This window comes from uncultured Cocleimonas sp. (assembly GCF_947495625.1).
GTDB lineage: Bacteria > Pseudomonadota > Gammaproteobacteria > Thiotrichales > Thiotrichaceae > Cocleimonas.
Genome location: NZ_CANLZW010000017.1, coordinates 77,327 through 95,437, shown reverse-complemented (window position 1 = coordinate 95,437; position 18,111 = coordinate 77,327). Strand labels below are relative to the sequence as shown.

15 protein-coding genes are annotated in these 18,111 nt (G+C 39.9%); 6 read left to right on the top strand and 9 right to left on the bottom strand.

Annotated elements, in window-relative coordinates; all coding sequences use genetic code 11:
* Positions 1-410 precede the first annotated feature (410 nt).
* The 3 genes from rpmG to ilvA all read right to left on the bottom strand — a co-directional run bounded on the left by rpmG (position 411) and on the right by ilvA (position 2,570).
* Complete coding sequence (rpmG, locus tag Q1A31_RS11205; RefSeq protein ID WP_131904961.1) at positions 411-566, bottom strand: 50S ribosomal protein L33; 156 nt, start codon at positions 564-566, stop codon at positions 411-413.
* Between the two features lie 51 nt (positions 567-617).
* Entirely contained in the window at positions 618-854 is a 237-nt protein-coding gene (rpmB, locus tag Q1A31_RS11200) for a 50S ribosomal protein L28 (protein ID WP_299876360.1), read from the bottom strand.
* A 177-nt stretch (positions 855-1,031) separates the two neighbouring features.
* Positions 1,032-2,570 carry a threonine ammonia-lyase, biosynthetic gene (gene ilvA, locus Q1A31_RS11195; protein ID WP_299876358.1) on the bottom strand — a complete coding sequence of 513 codons (1,539 nt, stop codon included), beginning with the start codon at positions 2,568-2,570 and terminating at the stop codon, positions 1,032-1,034.
* 123 nt (positions 2,571-2,693) lie between these two features.
* On the opposite strand from ilvA, the gene rpiA reads away from it, so the two are divergent.
* A complete protein-coding gene (gene rpiA, locus Q1A31_RS11190; RefSeq protein WP_299876356.1) occupies positions 2,694-3,350 on the top strand; it encodes a ribose-5-phosphate isomerase RpiA in 657 nt (218 codons plus the stop codon).
* Positions 3,351-3,422: 72 nt separating this feature from the next.
* Here the strand turns inward: rpiA and csrA are convergent, their stop codons facing one another.
* From csrA to Q1A31_RS11160, 6 genes are all read right to left on the bottom strand, one after another.
* Complete coding sequence (gene csrA, locus Q1A31_RS11185) at positions 3,423-3,623, bottom strand: carbon storage regulator CsrA (RefSeq protein WP_299876354.1); 201 nt, start codon at positions 3,621-3,623, stop codon at positions 3,423-3,425.
* 391 nt (positions 3,624-4,014) lie between these two features.
* Entirely contained in the window at positions 4,015-5,256 is a 1,242-nt protein-coding gene (locus Q1A31_RS11180; protein WP_299876352.1) for an aspartate kinase, read from the bottom strand.
* Positions 5,256-7,892, bottom strand: a complete 2,637-nt coding sequence (alaS, locus tag Q1A31_RS11175; RefSeq protein ID WP_299876351.1) for an alanine--tRNA ligase — start codon at positions 7,890-7,892, stop codon at positions 5,256-5,258. Before alaS ends, Q1A31_RS11180 begins: the two co-directional genes overlap by 1 nt.
* 141 nt (positions 7,893-8,033) lie before the next feature.
* Positions 8,034-8,501 carry a regulatory protein RecX gene (locus tag Q1A31_RS11170; protein WP_299876349.1) on the bottom strand — a complete coding sequence of 156 codons (468 nt, stop codon included), beginning with the start codon at positions 8,499-8,501 and terminating at the stop codon, positions 8,034-8,036.
* Positions 8,502-8,725: 224 nt separating this feature from the next.
* Positions 8,726-9,805: a recombinase RecA gene (gene recA / locus Q1A31_RS11165; RefSeq protein WP_299876347.1), complete on the bottom strand. Its 1,080-nt coding sequence runs from the start codon at positions 9,803-9,805 to the stop codon at positions 8,726-8,728.
* Positions 9,806-9,974: 169 nt separating this feature from the next.
* A complete protein-coding gene (locus Q1A31_RS11160) occupies positions 9,975-10,451 on the bottom strand; it encodes a CinA family protein (RefSeq protein WP_299876345.1) in 477 nt (158 codons plus the stop codon).
* A gap of 169 nt (positions 10,452-10,620) precedes the next feature.
* Here Q1A31_RS11160 and Q1A31_RS11155 point away from each other — a divergent pair, with 169 nt between their 5' ends.
* The 5 genes from Q1A31_RS11155 (at position 10,621) to Q1A31_RS11135 (ending at position 18,110) form a co-directional block, all read left to right on the top strand.
* Positions 10,621-12,435, top strand: a complete 1,815-nt coding sequence (locus Q1A31_RS11155; protein ID WP_299876343.1) for a DUF1800 family protein — start codon at positions 10,621-10,623, stop codon at positions 12,433-12,435.
* A gap of 45 nt (positions 12,436-12,480) precedes the next feature.
* Positions 12,481-13,878, top strand: coding sequence for a DUF1501 domain-containing protein (locus Q1A31_RS11150; protein WP_299876341.1), 1,398 nt, complete (start codon positions 12,481-12,483; stop codon positions 13,876-13,878).
* A 158-nt stretch (positions 13,879-14,036) separates the two neighbouring features.
* On the top strand, positions 14,037-15,704 hold the full coding sequence (locus Q1A31_RS11145) for an NAD+ synthase (RefSeq protein ID WP_299876339.1): 1,668 nt from the start codon (positions 14,037-14,039) through the stop codon (positions 15,702-15,704).
* A 15-nt stretch (positions 15,705-15,719) separates the two neighbouring features.
* Entirely contained in the window at positions 15,720-17,726 is a 2,007-nt protein-coding gene (locus Q1A31_RS11140) for a tRNA(Met) cytidine acetyltransferase TmcA (protein ID WP_299876337.1), read from the top strand.
* Between the two features lie 138 nt (positions 17,727-17,864).
* Complete coding sequence (locus Q1A31_RS11135; RefSeq protein WP_299876335.1) at positions 17,865-18,110, top strand: hypothetical protein; 246 nt, start codon at positions 17,865-17,867, stop codon at positions 18,108-18,110.
* Position 18,111 lies beyond the last annotated feature (1 nt).

The following is an 18,111-nucleotide window of genomic DNA, read 5'->3' as shown; positions in this document are numbered from 1 at the left end:
CCTTGTGATTCAGGCTCAAGGGTTTTACTCAAAGGCCTCGGATACTCTACGGAATGGATGAAGAGGGCGGGAGACCTGTCTTTTTACAAGCTCATCATTCAATGGCTTTAGGTGGGGACGGCCTTCCCGATTACTTCTCTTATAATAAAGAACTATTGATAGAATTATCTTATGAAAAAACTCTCAATTGATCTTAAGAGTGAACATACAAGGTGGGGGGTGACTTTTCAAATTATGGTTGTTTAGTTCTTGGCTGCATGCTTCGGTGGTTATTTACTTCGATACTTCGTTACTTGTTTTATTACTAAAGAAAGTCCAAGCAATTCTTATTAAAGCAATAATCCACAGACACAAAAAAGCCCGGCGAACCGGGCTTTTTGCATTCTTTCAATAAAGCTTTATAGATCGATTTACTTGATCTTAGCTTCTTTGAATTCAACGTGCTTACGAACCTTAGGATCGTACTTCTTCATAACTAATTTCTCAGTCATAGTACGTTTGTTCTTAGTAGTGGTATAAAAATATCCAGTACCAGCAGTTGAAACTAATTTGATTTTATCACGCATGATTATTCTCCTTTAAGACTCTATACAGTTTAAGACTATATGCGGTCTGGCTTATACTTTTTCGCCGCGAGCACGAATGTCAGCTAATACAGAATCAATACCATTCTTATCGATGATACGCATTCCTTTTGCCGTTAAACGCAATTTAACGAAACGGTTTTCATTTTCAACCCAAAAACGGTGCGTGTGCAAGTTCGGTAAAAAACGACGCTTTGTTTTATTGTGCGCATGAGAAACGTTATTTCCTGAAACCGGACGTTTTCCTGTTACCTGGCAAACTTTAGCCATGATAAATCTCCAAATTCTTATAATTACAAAGACTCTCTGAATCAATACTTTAAAATAACAAACTAAAGTACTAGAGAGTCGAAAGGCGGGTGATTTTAGCGAAACATCATGACTGCATCAAGCTTAATCTGATCTATTTCAGCATTATTTACATATTTAATTGAAAACGTATGAAAATTAACGCAAAAAGCTTTGATATGCGGGGTTATTTGTCTCTTCCCAATGCTCATAACCTAAATCTTCCAGGAACTTGCAGAACTTTTCTCGTTCATCTTCGGGCACCTGAATACCAGTTAGTACACGACCAAAGTCAGAACCGTGATTACGATAGTGGAATAAACTGATATTCCAGATTCCACCCATACTGGTTAAAAAGTGCAATAAAGCACCCGGACGCTCTGGGAAGCTAAAGCGATACAAGACTTCATCTTTGATACCTTGGGCATGTCCACCAACCATAAAACGCAAATGCACTTTAGCGACTTCATTATCACTTAGATCGAGTACTGTGTAGCCTTGCTGCTCCAAAGTATTCATGATGAGGTTTTTCTCTTTATCACCTTCAGAGATTTTCACTCCGGTAAATACGTGCGCTTCAGTCCTATCAGAATAGCGATAGTTGAACTCGGTAATACTTCTGTCACCCAGAGCACTACAGAAATCTCTAAAGCTGTTGGGACGCTCAGGGATCGTTACAGCAAGTATTGCTTCTCGTTTCTCACCTAGTTCTGCTCTTTCAGCAACATGACGCAAACGATCAAAATTGATATTCGCACCACTACTAATTGCAATCAGTTGTTTATCCTTCAATTCGTGTTGGGCAACATATTTTTTAAGACCCGCAACACCGAGTGCACCTGCAGGCTCTAACAAAGTTCGTGTGTCTTCAAATACATCCTTGATTGCAGCACATGTTTCATCGGTGCTAACAAGAATCATTTCATCAACCAGCTCACGAGCGATTTCAAAGGTTTTTTCACCCGCTTGACGAACAGCTGCACCATCTGCAAAAGTACCGATGCTATCTAATAGAACCCGCTCTCCCTTTTCTAAGGCACGAGTCATACTCGGGGCTTCTTCGTGTTCTACGCCAATAACCTTTGTTGTAGGACTAAGATATTTGATGTAACTCGCTATACCAGAAATTAAACCACCACCGCCAACACACACGAAAATTGCATCGATAGGATCAGGATGCTGTCGTAACAACTCCATACCTATTGTTCCCTGACCAGCAATCACATCCAGATCATCAAAAGGATGGATAAATGTCATACCTTCTTTTTCGCAAAGCTCCATGGCATGGGCATACGCATCATCGAAGGTATTACCATGCAAAACCGCTATTCCACCATACGACTCTACGCCTTTAATTTTGATATCTGGCGTAATTTTTGGCATTACAATGGTGGATTTAATACCAAGTTTCGCACCCGAGATTGCCACACCTTGTGCGTGATTTCCCGCTGAAGCTGCAACAACCCCGCGCTGCTTTTCTTCATCAGTTAAGTGGAACATACGGTTAAATGCGCCGCGTAACTTAAATGAAAATACCGGCTGCAGATCTTCACGCTTTAGAAAAATATTATTCTCAGTACGTTTTGATAATGACTTAGCCTCATCCAACGGTGTCTCGATCGCAACGTCATAGACTCTTGCGGTGAGTATCTTTTCTATTAGGCGACTTGTCGTTTTTGTTTCTGATTTGTTATTCATGGTGCGAACTTTACGAGCAGAAGTAAAAAGGTGCAAGTTATTAAGAGGTATAAGTGTTTCTTGGAAATCCTTCTTTATGTATTATCCATTAATAATTTAAGTAACGAGTTAACGGGATCACTTATGACACAAGATGAAATGAAAAAAGCTGCAGCCGAAGCCGCACTAGAATATGTTGAATCAGGAATGGTTGTAGGTATTGGAACAGGATCAACCGCGAATCACTTTATTGATTTACTCGCTACAATTAAAGGCAAGATCGATGGAACCGTTGCAAGCTCTATAGCCAGCGAAGAACGACTCAAAAGTCATGGTATTCCCGTGATGGATCTTAATAACGCAGGGCAATTATCACTTTACGTAGATGGTGCAGATGAGTCTGACAAGCATCTGAACCTAATCAAAGGTGGCGGCGGTGCATTAACGCGTGAAAAAATCGTTGCGGGCGCGAGTGACAAGTTTATCTGTATTGCCGATGACACGAAGTTAGTTGATGTTATGGGTAAATTTCCTTTGCCGGTAGAAGTCATTCCGATGGCTAGAAGCTATATCGCACGTGAAATTGTAAAAATGGGTGGTCAGCCAGAGTTACGTGAAGGTTTCACAACGGATAATGGAAACATCATTATTGATATTCACGGCCTGGAAATATTTGAGCCAGTAAAAATGGAAGATGAGTTTAATAGACTTCCCGGTGTTGTCACGGTTGGCCTTTTCGCAAGACGCCCAGCTGATGTACTTATTTTAGGCGCAACAGATGGCGTGAAAGTTATTAAGTAACTATCACGTTTAAAATCACAATTAATTTTGAAAGAAAATGACTTTAGATCTTTAGATCAAATCAAGATTGTATTAACCAGCGTTTTTCTCTGGCTCTACTAATCTAAGTTCATCACTTTTAATACGCTTGAAAATCTCTTCACGGTGCACTGCTACTTCTTTCGGTGCATCTATACCTATGCGTACTTGATTACCTTTTACACCAATCACAGTGATACTTACATCGTCACCGATCATCAGTGTTTCACCGATGCGTCTGGTTAAAATTAACATTTAATGACTCTCCGTTATTATAATTATTTAGCCACTTTCCCGAGGCTATATTCGTATTCGATTTCTTTTTTGTGTGATTCTTGTTCGGTTAATAAAATAGCAAATATATCTTTTGTGCAATATTGTTGCTATTACTTATTAACTTGTAGTTTTTATTATTATCTTTGACCACTTTTTCCGATATACGGTGTAATAATGGCATGCTACGCCTGAACACAGACTTAACTTTTAAGAATTGTTAATTTATTCATGAGAATTATTGAATAAATAGGAAATAGTTCAACAGTTTCATTATCTTAAAACCAAACACACCCCCCTACTTTTAGGCACTTTTTATAGAAAAGTGCCTAAAAGTAGGGGGGTGTGTTTATTTATATAAGTTTAGAGAGAACTAAGCTTCGTGAAGGTTAAACGCTTCATGAAGGCTTCTTACAGCGAGTTCTAAATACTTCTCATCAATAACTACCGACACTTTAATCTCTGAAGTCGATATCAACTGGATATTGATATTCTCTTTAGCTAACGCTTCAAACATTTGCGTAGCAACACCCGCATGCGATCTCATGCCTCCACCAATAATTGAAATCTTGGCTATTTTATCGTCGCTAGACCACTTTTTAGCACCTAATATTTTTCCCGTTTCTTCCAGTATTTTCATCGCCTGATCTAATTCATTGCGATGTACAGTAAAGGTAAAATCGGTTGCTCCATCAGTGCCAATATTCTGTACGATCATGTCAACTTCAATATTCGCATCTGAAATTGGACCAAGAATTTTATGCGCAACACCCGGCTGATCTGGTACACCGGTAATTGTTAGCTGAGCTTCATCTCGGTTAAACGCTACACCGCGTACTAATACTTCTTCCATTATATCTTCCTCACGCGTTACCAGCGTACTCTTTCCATCATCACCATCATCAAAGCTTGATAATACTCTGATCGGCATATTGTATTTATAAGCAAATTCAACCGCTCTAATCTGTAGCACTTTAGAGCCCTGACTTGCCATTTCCAGCATTTCTTCCAAAGCAAGTTTGGGAATGTGCGTAGCCTCAGGAACCATGCGCGGATCCGTTGTATATACACCATCCACGTCTGTGTAAATTTGGCATTCGTCGGCATCTAGAGCTACTGCTAATGCAACAGCCGTTGTATCTGATCCACCACGACCTAAGGTTGTTATATTTCCTTCTGCATCGACTCCCTGAAAACCAGCCACAACGACTACTTTTCCCAGGTTTAAATCTTCTTTGATTTTAGAGCCATCTATTTCACTAATACGCGCTTTACTATAGGCATTATCAGTCATTACTCGAGCTTGTGTGCCGGTGTAAGAACGGGCTTCACAGCCTTTTGCTTCCAGCGCGAGACTCAATAAACCAATAGTTACCTGCTCTCCTGTCGATAAAACTACGTCCTTCTCGCGTGCCGAGCCGTTAGGATTAATCTCATTGATTAAACCTACCAATTTATTAGTTTCACCAGACATCGCCGATAAAACAACAACCACAGAATCACCGCGATTACGATATCGAATCACACGATTCGCTACTTCTTGTATACGCTCTACTGTACCTACAGAGGTTCCGCCGTACTTTTGTACAACCAACCTATTTTTTTTCTCTTCCATTAAATTTGTCCTTCTACCCAACTCACAACTGACTCTAAAGCTTTTGGCAACGCACTCGGATTATTACCACCACCCTGCGCCATATCTGGTCTTCCGCCACCTTTGCCATCAATCTGACTAGCAACATGCTTCAACAGGTCACCTGCTTTAATTTTATCCGTCTCACCTTTGGTAACACCAGCAACTAAACTGACTTTATCGCCATCGACCGTCGCAACAATCACTGCCGCTTTACCTAATTTATTCTTGAGTTGATCAACAGTATCTCGAAGTGATTTTGGATCTGCTCCATCCAGATTTGCAGCCAGTACTTTAATACCCGCGACTTCTACGGCTTGAGAAGCTAAATCAGAACCTGCCTGTGTAGCCAGCTTGGTTTTCAATTGCTCAAGTTCTTTTTCCAAAGCGCGTGATCTATCCAGAATTTGCGTTACCTTGTCGCCAGCATTACTCGCTGAGGATTTCACTAGAGACGCTATGTTCTCTAATTGATCAGAACGTTCTTCAATCCAGCTAATTGCGCCTTCACCAGTTACGGCTTCAACTCGGCGTACACCGGCAGCAACTCCACCTTCACTAACGATCTTAAATAAGCCGATATCTCCAGCGCGCTTTACATGCACACCACCACAAAGCTCTGTGGAGTAACCAATATTCACGACGCGCACTTCATCGCCATATTTTTCACCGAATAAAGCCATTGCGCCTTTTTCTATAGCATCATCCATACTCATAACAGCAGCATTGGCTTCTGCATTTAAACGTATTTCATGATTTACGATTTGTTCTACTTCCGCAATTTCAGCTTTAGTCATTGACTCGCCATGGGAGAAATCGAAACGTAATCTTTCAGGTGTAACTAAAGAACCTTTTTGTTCTACCTGCTCACCCAGAACCTGCCTTAATGCTTTATGCATTAAATGAGTAGCAGAGTGGTTCAGCACGATAGCTTGACGACGTTCTACATCTACTTCTGCATTAACTTCATCACCTGATTTAAAAGAACCTGAAGAAACAATGCCATAATGAATAAAGACATCGCCTTGCTTTTGAGTGTCTTTGACTTCAAATATATTACTACCAGAAACCAACTTTCCTGTATCTCCTACTGGACCACCTGATTCTGCATAAAATGGGGTATTGCCAAGGATAATTTGACCTTTCTCACCTTCTTTTAACGAAGTAACTTTCTGTCCTTCAGAGAATATGGATTCGACTTTACTTGAGTCGTTGGTTTTATCATAACCACTGAAATTCGTTTCGCCAGAGACATCCAGTTTATTGGTGTAATCGCTGCCAAACTTTCCTGCTGAAGACGCTGTTTCTTTCTGAACTTTCATTTCAGCATCAAACCCTGCTTCATCAATCGCAAGATTATGTTCGCGAGCAATATCCGCCGTTAAATCTAGTGGGAATCCATAGGTATCATAAAGCTTGAATACCACTTTACCAGGAAGCGTATCGCCTTCTAATTCATCAATAGTAGTATTGAGTATCTTCATGCCACGATCTAAAGTTTCAGCAAAACGTTTCTCTTCTTTTAGCAAAATCTCTTCAACTGTTTGTTGTGCTTTTATTAGTTCTGGATAGGCTTCTCCCATCTCTTTAACAAGAGGTGCGACTATCTTATAAAAGAATTCTTTTTCTAAACCTAGTTTATGCCCATGACGTGCAGCTCTTCTGATAATACGTCTTAAAACATATCCTCTGCCTTCATTCGAAGGAATCACTCCATCTACGATCAAAAATGCACAGGATCGAATGTGGTCTGCAATAACTTTTAGAGAAGCATTATCTTCATCTTTAGTGCCAGACAGATCAGCGATAAATTTAATAAGGTTTTGGAACAGATCAATATCATAGTTGCTATGACCCCCCTGAAGAATGGCAGCAAGTCTTTCAAGACCCATACCAGTATCTATTGAGGGTTTAGGTAGGTTACTCATCGCCCCATCTTTAGCGCGATTGTATTGCATGAATACCAGATTCCAGATTTCTATGTATCGATCACCATCCTCTTCAGGAGTACCTGGAGGACCACCCCAAATATGTTCGCCATGATCATAGAAAATTTCACTGCATGGACCACAGGGACCGGTATCCCCCATTGCCCAAAAATTATCACTTTCGTACTTTTTGCCTGGCTTATCACCAATTCGACTCAAACGATCTGCAGGAAAACCTAGTTTATCAATCCAGATACTCGCTGCTTCATCATCATCGGCGTATACCGTTACCCAGAGTTTCTCTTTAGGTAGCTTCAGAACTTCAGTCAGATATTCCCATGCGAATAAAATCGCATCTTCTTTAAAGTAATCACCAAAACTAAAATTACCCATCATCTCGAAAAAAGTATGATGTCTCGCGGTATAACCTACGTTCTCTAAATCGTTATGTTTACCACCTGCGCGTACACATCTTTGTGAAGTGGTTGCTCTTGAAAAATTGCTTTTCTCATCACCTAAAAAGATATCTTTAAATTGCACCATACCAGCATTGGTAAATAATAATGTCTTATCATTCCCGGGAATGAGAGAACTTGATGGAACAATCGTATGACCTTTTCCAGCGAAGAAATCCAGAAAACTGCTTCTGATTTCAGCTGTACTCATTTTTTTGTTTGAATCTACCGACATGCTTAACTCTGCTAGTGCATAAAGTGGCTATTGTCTATGTATGTTGAGGTAGATTCAAGATAGAGTTAGTTTTTTCTTATATAGCTTGATAAAAGTGGACACTTTTTGCCATAAATTTCAGATTAATCGTACTTTTTATTTTTATGCTCCAACTAAATCTCTAATTATATAGGTATCAAAACCGCGACTAGACAGAAAACGCATACGTTTTGTTTTTTCCTTGTAATCAGCTGGAGCTGTCTCTCCATATTTTTTTTCAATTTGTTCTGTCGCGACCTGATACCAATCAATTTCATTTTTATCTATTGCTTGTTGAATTTGAGATTGGCAAATACCTTTTCTTTGCAGTTCATTCGTTATTTTAAGTCGGCCTTGACCGCGATTTACTCTTGATCTAACGAAGCATTCAGCAAAACGCTCTTCATTTAAATAGTTATTTTCAGCTAACTCATCAAGAAGTTCGTCAAGGTTAACGCCTTCTGCAAAGTCTTTAACTTTTAATTTATTAAATAATTCTAATCTCGAATGTTCACGCATAGCGAGTGAATAGATTGCTGAATTCATGCAACGCGTATAATTATCTTTTTTACTAAACGCTAACTTACTCACTGTAGACCCCAACTAACTGATTTTATATTTTTGTATCTTTAATTTCTTATACTTACATCTGTCGTACTTTGTTCTTAATAATAAAGTTCTCCTTTTAAAAAAAGGGGTCAAAAGGGTGGGGGTGTGTTTGACACAAATTATGGGGGGATGATACCCCACCCTTTTTTGACCAAGGGGAACTGGATAACTAATAAACGTTTTTAACGTTTATTAGTTCAACTCTATTAATCTACTTCTTTTGCTTTTGTTGATTTTTTTGCTTCTTTCGGATCGTTTGCTTCATTGCCTTCTTGGGCATCAACAGGGCTAACTTTAGATGGCAATAATTTTTCACGAAGTAGTTTTTCTATTTCTTCAGCAATCTCAGGATGTTCTTTCAAATAAACTCCTGAATTTTCTTTACCTTGTCCGATTTTCTCACTGTTGTAGCTATACCAGGCACCTGCTTTATTCACGATACCTTCTTGAACACCTAGATCTAAAAGCTCTCCAACATGTGACACACCTTCACCGTATTTAATTTCAAATTCAGCCTGTTTAAATGGAGGTGCCATTTTATTTTTAACAACCTTGACTCGAGTACTGTTACCGATGATTTCATCACCTTTCTTAACAGCGCCAATACGTCTGATATCTAATCTTACAGAAGCGTAAAACTTAAGTGCGTTACCACCCGTTGTAGTTTCTGGACTTCCAAACATCACACCAATCTTCATACGAATCTGGTTAATAAAGATAACCATGGTATTCGAACGTTTGATATTAGCAGTCAACTTACGCAAAGCTTGTGACATTAAACGTGCCTGCAAACCCATGTGTGAATCACCCATATCGCCTTCAATTTCTGCTTTGGGTGTCAATGCTGCTACTGAGTCGATAACCACTAAATCTACACCACCAGAACGAACTAACATATCTGTTACTTCAAGCGCTTGTTCACCCGTGTCTGGCTGAGATACCAACATATCATCAATATTTACACCCAGTTTTTCAGCATAACCTGGATCAAGAGCGTGCTCCGCATCAATAAATGCTGCTGTACCACCATTCTTTTGACATTCTGCGATAGCATGTAATGTCATTGTTGTCTTACCAGATGATTCTGGACCGTAAATTTCTATAACACGGCCTTTAGGTAAACCACCTATGCCCAAAGCAATATCAAGCGTTAAAGAACCTGATGATATTACCTCAATATTTCGTGCCGCTGCAGAATCCCCCATACGCATGACAGTCCCTTTACCAAACTGTCTTTCGATTTGTCCCAATGCAGCTGCTAATGCTTGCTTTCTTTGCTCATCCATTTTAATCGTTTCCCGGTATCTATTTATTTTGTTGTATCTAAGTTATAAAAATACTTAGTTATATTGTTCGTTGATCATTTGTACTTATTTACGTGTACTTAACAATCATACAATTTCGTTGTTTGTTCTATTTTAAACACAAAAGCGAACATAAAGCAAACAATTGTATTTAATTATCTATTAACTTGATTATCCCACTCAAAGCATAATCCACAGCCTGACTTCGCACACTGTCCCTATCACCTTTAAAAAGTATTGTTTCAGCACGAGCTTCCCCTCCTTTTTTCTTCCAGCCAAAGCAAACCGTGCCGACAGGTTTTAAATCTGTTCCACCCGCAGGGCCTGCAACACCGCTTATTGATACAGCAATATCTGCATTCGAATGTTCGATAGCTCCAGTAACCATTTCTAATGCAACCTCTTCACTAACGGCGCCGAATTCATTGATGGTCTCCGCTGAAACGCCCAACATATCCTGTTTTGCTTCATTGCTATAAGTCACAAAACCACGATCAAAAATAGCAGAACTACCCTCTAAATCAGTTATTTGCTTGGCAACCCAACCACCTGTGCATGACTCTGCAGTTGCCATTACAAGATGATTAGCATGCAATTTATTTGAAACTTCTTTAAGAGTATTTGTCATAAGGTAAAGATTTTAAAAATTACGTTAAGCATAAATTAAGCGGTCAGTTGTCATATTAGCCATCTAACGATGTGCTTTGATTAACGTAATCGCCTTAAGTAAATATAAAAAAGCACCTAAGAAGCTACGTCTTAACACCGCTAGAAAATAAAACAAAAAGGATAGTATCATGTCCATTAATTGCAAAATAGTCACCCTATTTGTAACTACAGTTGTACTATCTGCCTGCGGAGGTGGAGGCGGCTCAGGAACGACGTCAAACACTCCTGATATAATAACAACCACGCCACCATCTACAGACTCAACAACAACCGCCACGAGTTCTATTCAAGTTAAAAATCAACGTGACGCATCAAAATTTCTCGCACGTTCAACCTACGGCCCTACTAAAGAAAGTATCAATCAATTACTTGCTAAAGAAACCTATGACGCATGGTTAAACCAGCAATTTTTAACAGCACCAACCTACCACTTCCCCTACGTTAAGCAACTCGCTAAACAAATGTGTGCTGATAAGGATGATGATGGAAAACTATTAGTCGACACATGGGAAGCAGTTTACGCACGCCATCAAGTTTGGTGGGAAACCGCTACAGGCGCTGAAGACCAATTACGTCAACGAGTCGCACTTGCATTAAGTGAAATATTGGTTATTTCTGACTCTCCAGGATTAGGGCTTAGTAATTTTCAGTATGCTGTCACCAGTTATTACGATGTTCTGGTAAAACACGCTTTTGGCAATTATCGCAATTTACTCACCGATGTCACCTTACACCCAGCTATGGGTGATTTTTTAAGCATGTCCCGCAATCAGAAAGCAAACACTGAAGGCACCATTCGACCTGATGAGAATTATGCAAGAGAGCTTTTACAGCTGTTTACCATTGGTGTTCACGAATTAAACCTGGATGGTAGCGAAAAATTAGATGCTAATGGCGCAACAATCCCAACCTATGATCAGAAAACCATCGAAGAATTCGCAAAGGTTTTTACTGGCTGGAATTACTCAAATCTGGAATGGTATGAGTATTTGGGTCATGGTGACCACACAGTGCCATTAGTAGCTGTTGAGAAATACCATGACATCTCAGCAAAAACGTTACTAAATGGCGCACAAAGTAGTGCCAACCAAACAGCGAGACAAGATTTAGACTTTGCGCTCGATAATATTTTTCAACATCAAAATATTGCCCCATTTATTAGTAAACAATTAATTAAACGCCTGGTAACCAGTAACCCAAGCCCACAATACGTCGAAAGAGTGGCAGAAAAATTTAATGATAATGGCGAAGGCATTAAGGGCGATTTGAAAGCAGTGGTTAGTGCCATTTTATTGGATGATGAAGCTTTGGCTACTAACAAGCCTGACAGTTTCGGTAAACTTCGCGAACCTATGTTACGCATGAGCCATCTCTGGCGTGTATTTGATATGCAGACATCACTAAAAGTTGGTCATTATTGGGAATCTGATAAGCGCTGCGGCGAGGGTAACTACCGCAATTACAACTTCTATAGTTCTCTCGATTGGTTTGCGCAAATAACTGGCCAAGGTCCTTTGCAAGCCCGATCAGTTTTTAATTTTTATAAGCCCAGCTACTCACCTAGCGGAATACTTAGCGAAAATGGACTAAGCGCCCCAGAGTTTCAGATTATCAATGAAAACACGATGGTTGCTGGCAGCAATCTATACCACCAGATAATAGAAGAATTTAGCGATAGCAAACCTATTACTCCTGAACTGGAAGGCTATTCAAAACTAAATCTTTCTGATGTAACAGATTTAGCCGTAGATACCGAAAAGCTCCTAGATTATCTTAGCTTAGTGTTACTCGATAACAATATGAGCTCCTCTCTAAGAGATATCCTCACTGATCATTTAAATGCCCCTGACATATACCAGGAAGGGAGAGAGGGGCAACTTCAAAAAGCCAGAGAGGCAATCTTATTGATCATAAGTACGCCGGAATACTTAATCCAAAAATAATTTAAAGAGGCAACCTTCGCACAAGAAGGGACAAAGGATAACATTATGACTAAACAGAACTTACAAACACGTCGCAGCTTCTTAAAAAAACTGGCGGTAGGTGTCGGCTCCTCATCATTAATGGCCACTCAAGGGAAACTCCAAATGATGAATGCAGCAATTGCTGCAGATAGTAATTACAGTCATTTTGAAGATCATAAGACACTCGTATGCGTTTTCCTATTTGGCGGAAACGATGCCTTTAATACCATGATTCCTTACGAACAAAGTGCTTACCAAAAATATCAGGCGGCAAGAACGGAAATGGCAATTTCGCGTAACTCTTTACATGCATTGAAAGGTGGTGAGCAAGCTTTTCACCCTTCTCTGCCCGACTTACAACAACTTTATAATGATGACAAATTAGCCATCGCTACTAATGTCGGAGCGATAATCGAACCAACAACAAGACAATCATTCAAAAACAATACCGTACAACTACCACCTGATTTGTTTTCACATAGCCATCAGCAAGAATTTTGGGAAACCGGTACAACCGCCAAAAACAGTATTCATCCTCCCGGCTGGGGTGGAAGAATGATAGACATGCTTGCATCCGCCAATAGCAATCCAACGGAGCCTTCAATGTTTAGTCTTGCTGGAAACAGCGTATGGCAAAAAGGTATTAAGCCTCTTGATTTTGTATTAAACCCTTATGAGGGCGTCACCCAAATTCGTTCTTTCACACCCGATGTCTGGCCTAATGGTCCACACAAAGAAAGTAGGATTGCAGCGTGGAATAGAATCAAAGCCAGTAGCAGCTCATCACTGTTACAGCAACACATGACAAGCACCTATAACAGCACAGAAGAACGTATCAATTCTTTAATTGAGCAAATCGCTCAAGCGCAAGAGATTACGACAGTATATCCCGATGACAATGAACTAGCTGTTGAATTAAAGATGGCAGCAAAAATGATTTCTATTCGCGAGAATCTTGGGCAGAAACGCCAAATATTCTTTGTCGCTTTAGGCGGTTGGGATACGCATGGTAATCAATTAGCCGACCATGCTGAAAGACTGGGTAAACTCAACGACGCCTTAAAAAGCTTCTATGACACAACCGTAGAACTTGGAATTGCAGACAGCGTTACAACCTTCACCGCCAGCGAATTTGGTCGCACCATGAGCATTAACGGTGATGGAACAGACCACGCATGGGCAGGTCACAATATAATCATGGGTGATGCAGTTAAAGGCGGCCAAGTTCACGGCGAGCCGATTAATCTAACCATTGATGGACCCGATGATGCACAAGATACCGGACGCTTCATCCCCAAATATGGCGTCGACCAATATGGATCAACATTAGCCAAATGGATGGGAATGTCAGACAGCGATATGAATGAGATTTTCCCTAATCTAAGTAATTTCGACACTAATGATTTAGGTTTTATGAGTTAGATATACTTATATTGAAAGACGAAAGATTTAATAAATTTAGGTCACCCCCCTACTTTTAGGCACTTTTTTATAACGACTGTTTTCAGATAATACTTTCAGTAGCTATGTTATTAAAAGACTAATAAAATTAAAGCCTTCTTAAATGAAGGCTTTATGCAATGTCTCTAACTGTTTCTATCGCTCAGATTAATCCTATCGTTGGTAGTTTTAAGCAAAATTTCAAAATGATTTCAGAGGCTATTCTGGAAGCACAAAAACAGAATGCGGATGTCGTTTTATTTCCTGAGTTAGTGATAACAGGCTATCCGCCTGAAGATCTTCTTTTTAGACAGAACTTCTTACGCAAAGTCGAAACGATGCTACAAGATTTGACACAGGTCGCACCTGCTATTGCGGTTGTGATTGGCGCTCCCGTAACTCGTGCAAAACGCCTTTATAATATGGCTTGCGTATTAAAGGACGGCAAGATCATCCATGAATATGCCAAGCGGCATTTACCAAACTATCGGGTATTTGATGAGAAACGTTATTTCAGACGTGGTGGTTCAGCCACTGATAGTCATCGACCTAATAGTAGTATTGTAGAAATAAACGGGCACAAAGTTGGCCTACTTATTTGCGAAGATATCTGGCGCAAAGGCCCTGCAAAAACGGCTAAAGCAGAAGGCGCTGAAGTACTTTTTGTGTTGAATGCCTCACCATTTCGCACCAATAAAACCAAAGAACGCATTGAACTACTAGAAAAGCGCTCAAAAAAGAATGCACTTGACATTGTTTATTCGAATTTAGTCGGCGGGCAGGATGAATTAATTTTTGATGGTGGATCTTTGATTGTTAGCCAGCAGGGCAAATTGCTACTACAAGCACCTAATTTTGAATCAGGCTTGTTCACTCATACACTTCTAGATGAATCGCCCCAGAATTTCATAACACCTTTGGAACAAAACAATCTTAAGAACATCTATGATGCACTGGTTCTAGGTGTTAAAGATTACGTTGATAAAAACGGCTTCCCCGGGATTATACTTGGACTTTCTGGTGGAATAGATTCAGCGCTCACCATGGCAATTGCGGTAGATGCTCTGGGTGCAGAAAACGTTGAAGCGATTATGATGCCTTTCCGTTATACCGCTGATATCAGCAAATACGATGCAGCGCAGCAAGCAAAAACCCAAAGTGTGAAATACCGTGAAATACCGATTGAGAATATCTTTGAAAGCTTCATGACTGCATTATCAGCTGAATTCGAAGGATTAGAACGCGATGTCACTGAAGAGAATATTCAGGCACGCTCTCGCGGTGTATTGCTGATGGCGATGTCGAACAAACTGGGGAAAATGCTTCTAGCAACCGGCAACAAGAGTGAAATGGCTGTGGGTTATGCCACGCTTTATGGTGATATGGCTGGCGGCTATGCACCACTTAAAGATGTGTTTAAAACCACCGTTTATGATCTTGCTCGTTTTAGAAATGAAATTGGTGATGGCACAGTAGAAAATCCAAAGTACAAAGAAATCATTCCAGACAGAGTCATTACTCGCCCACCCTCAGCTGAGCTAGCACCCGATCAAGTAGATGAGGACTCATTACCACCTTATGATATTCTCGATGCTGTGTTGAGAATGTTCATTGAAGAGTTTCAAAGCGTGGAAGATATTGTTGCCCAGGGTTACGACGCTGAAATGGTTGAGCGTGTGGCAAATATGGTACTACTCAATGAGTACAAACGTCGTCAATCCGCCCCTGGCATTCGCATTACAAAACGCGCTTTTGGTAAAGACCGACGTTATCCAATCACATCACACTATCGCTGGAATATGACTTAATCGTCTTTGATTAAAATGAGCATTCCATCAACATTCAATCCAGAAGACCGGCATCTAATAGTCATTTCCGGAGAATTGAACGATTGTCTAGAGGCTGCTAAAAAACTCACTGAAAATCTTGATTCCATTGAACTTGATGACCCTAAAAAAGCCAATACACTTTTAGGGCAAGAGTTTGATGCGGTAATTTTTCATTCGCATGAATGCTTTGATCCTAATGCATTTGGCGCGATTGCCGGCACTATTCGTTGCGGTGGCTATTTACTCTTATTAAAACCAGAGAACTATTCTGAAGATAGCCTGTTTTTAAAACGTTTCGATCGTTTGCTTGATGCATCTAACAACGTGGTTTTTATCAAGACTAAAGAAACTGCGCTCACAGTTTTGCCTAAACCAAACAACGTAAAAACAAGCAAAGAGTCATACTCCGATATTTATGCTTCGTTAGAACAAAAACAAGCTGTCGAAGCAATTATCCATGTTGTCAAAGGCCATAGGCGTAGGCCTTTAGTTTTATCATCAGATCGTGGCAGGGGTAAATCTACAGCTTTAGGTATTGCTGCAGCAGTACTAATCGAACAGGGCTATGAAAAAATCATCGTTTGCGCCCCTAGCAAAAAGATCGCGGCAATGGTTTTCCAACACGCTTCTAGATTGAATCCCGATGCGTTAAACCATGGGAATATCTGCTTCTTTTCGCCTGATGATTTACAGCGCCAGAAACCTACGGCAGATTTGATTTTAGTAGATGAAGCTGCTGCGATTCCAGTCAGTATTCTGACGGCGCTTTTGACAAACTATTCTCGAATTGTTTTTGCCAGTACTCACCACGGCTACGAAGGCAGTGGTCGCGGTTTTTCTATTAATTTCAAAAAGGTTCTAGATAAACAAACGCCTGGCTGGAATAGCTACCATCTAAATACACCCATTCGCTGGAATGAAAATGATTCTCTCGAGCAATTCACTTTCGATACCCTGCTTCTCGATGCTGAGCCGAGCGAATTACCTCAGAATATCAATGAGAATTTAGAATTATCACAATGTGAATTTTCTACTATTAGTAAAAACGACCTGTTGAAAGATGAAGTCAAACTCAAAGCCTTTTTTGGTTTATTAGTTGGTGCACATTATCAAACCAAGCCATCAGATTTGATGCATTTACTCGATGACAATGAAACAACGCTTTATTGCCTAGAGCATGAAAATACTATTATTGCAGTTGCGTTAATTATAAGAGAAGGAAAAATAGATCAGTCATTATCTGCTGATATTTTCACAGGAAAACGACGCATTAAAGGCCATCTTGTAGCACAGTCATTATCAGTAAATGTTGGAATAGAATCAGCAACAAAACTTTCGGGTGACAGAATCAGTCGGATAGCAGTAAATCCTGAATTACAAAATCAAGGAATTGGTTCTTTCTTCCTAACTCAGCTGGTCGAATCATCTTCAGCAGATTATGTCAGTACCAGTTTTGGGGCTACATCACATCTATTAAAATTCTGGCAACTACTAGGTTTTAGCTCGGTATATTTAGGAATGAAACGCGATGCCAGTAGCGGCACGCATTCTGTGGTGATGTTGAATGCTAAGTCACCAGATGGCAATAAACTCGTAAAACAAGCGCAGACTAATTTTTCACAAAATTACCCTCACCTTTTGAGTGATCCTTTACGCGATTTAGAACCAGAATTAGCATTTTCACTATTGCCACAATTCATTGATCAATTAGGTCACCCCCCTACTTTTGAGGCATTTTCCATAAAGCAGTTAGAAGGCTTTGCATACTGCTTAAGAGGTTATGAGAACAACCTGGGATTGATCTGGAAACTGGTTCTAAGCAAGTTGCCAGAAAATCAATCATTAACTCCGACCGAGAGAAATATATTAATCATCAAAGTCTTACAAAAAAATTGCTGGCAAGATGTTACTCAAAAGATGAGTGGGGAAATAAGTGGTAAAAAGGAAGCCATCAGTCTACTTAGGGTCGCTGTAGGAAAGCTGCTTACTAACGCGAAATAACTAAAACTAAATTGATGTAACAAAACACCTATAAAGCCTAATACAGCGTGATTCAGTGCTTCACAAAAAAGGAAATATGAATTACTATAATGGGAGTAACAATACTAAGAATAAATTAACAAATATTTCGGGCTTGAAATGAAAACATTAATAATAAAACTTGGTCTAGTGCTGTGTCTCTGTACATCTGCACCAGCAACTTATGCACTTACAGATACTTTTTATTCTACAGGTGAAGATCTGGATTACCTGATGGAAAGTCAAAGTACTTACGTTATCGAAGAGATTGAATATGAACTTCGACAGTTTGTGCTATATCGAAAAATAGAAGATATCTTATTTAATCTAACAGACGAATATCCAGGAATTCTAAGCGACAACTAAA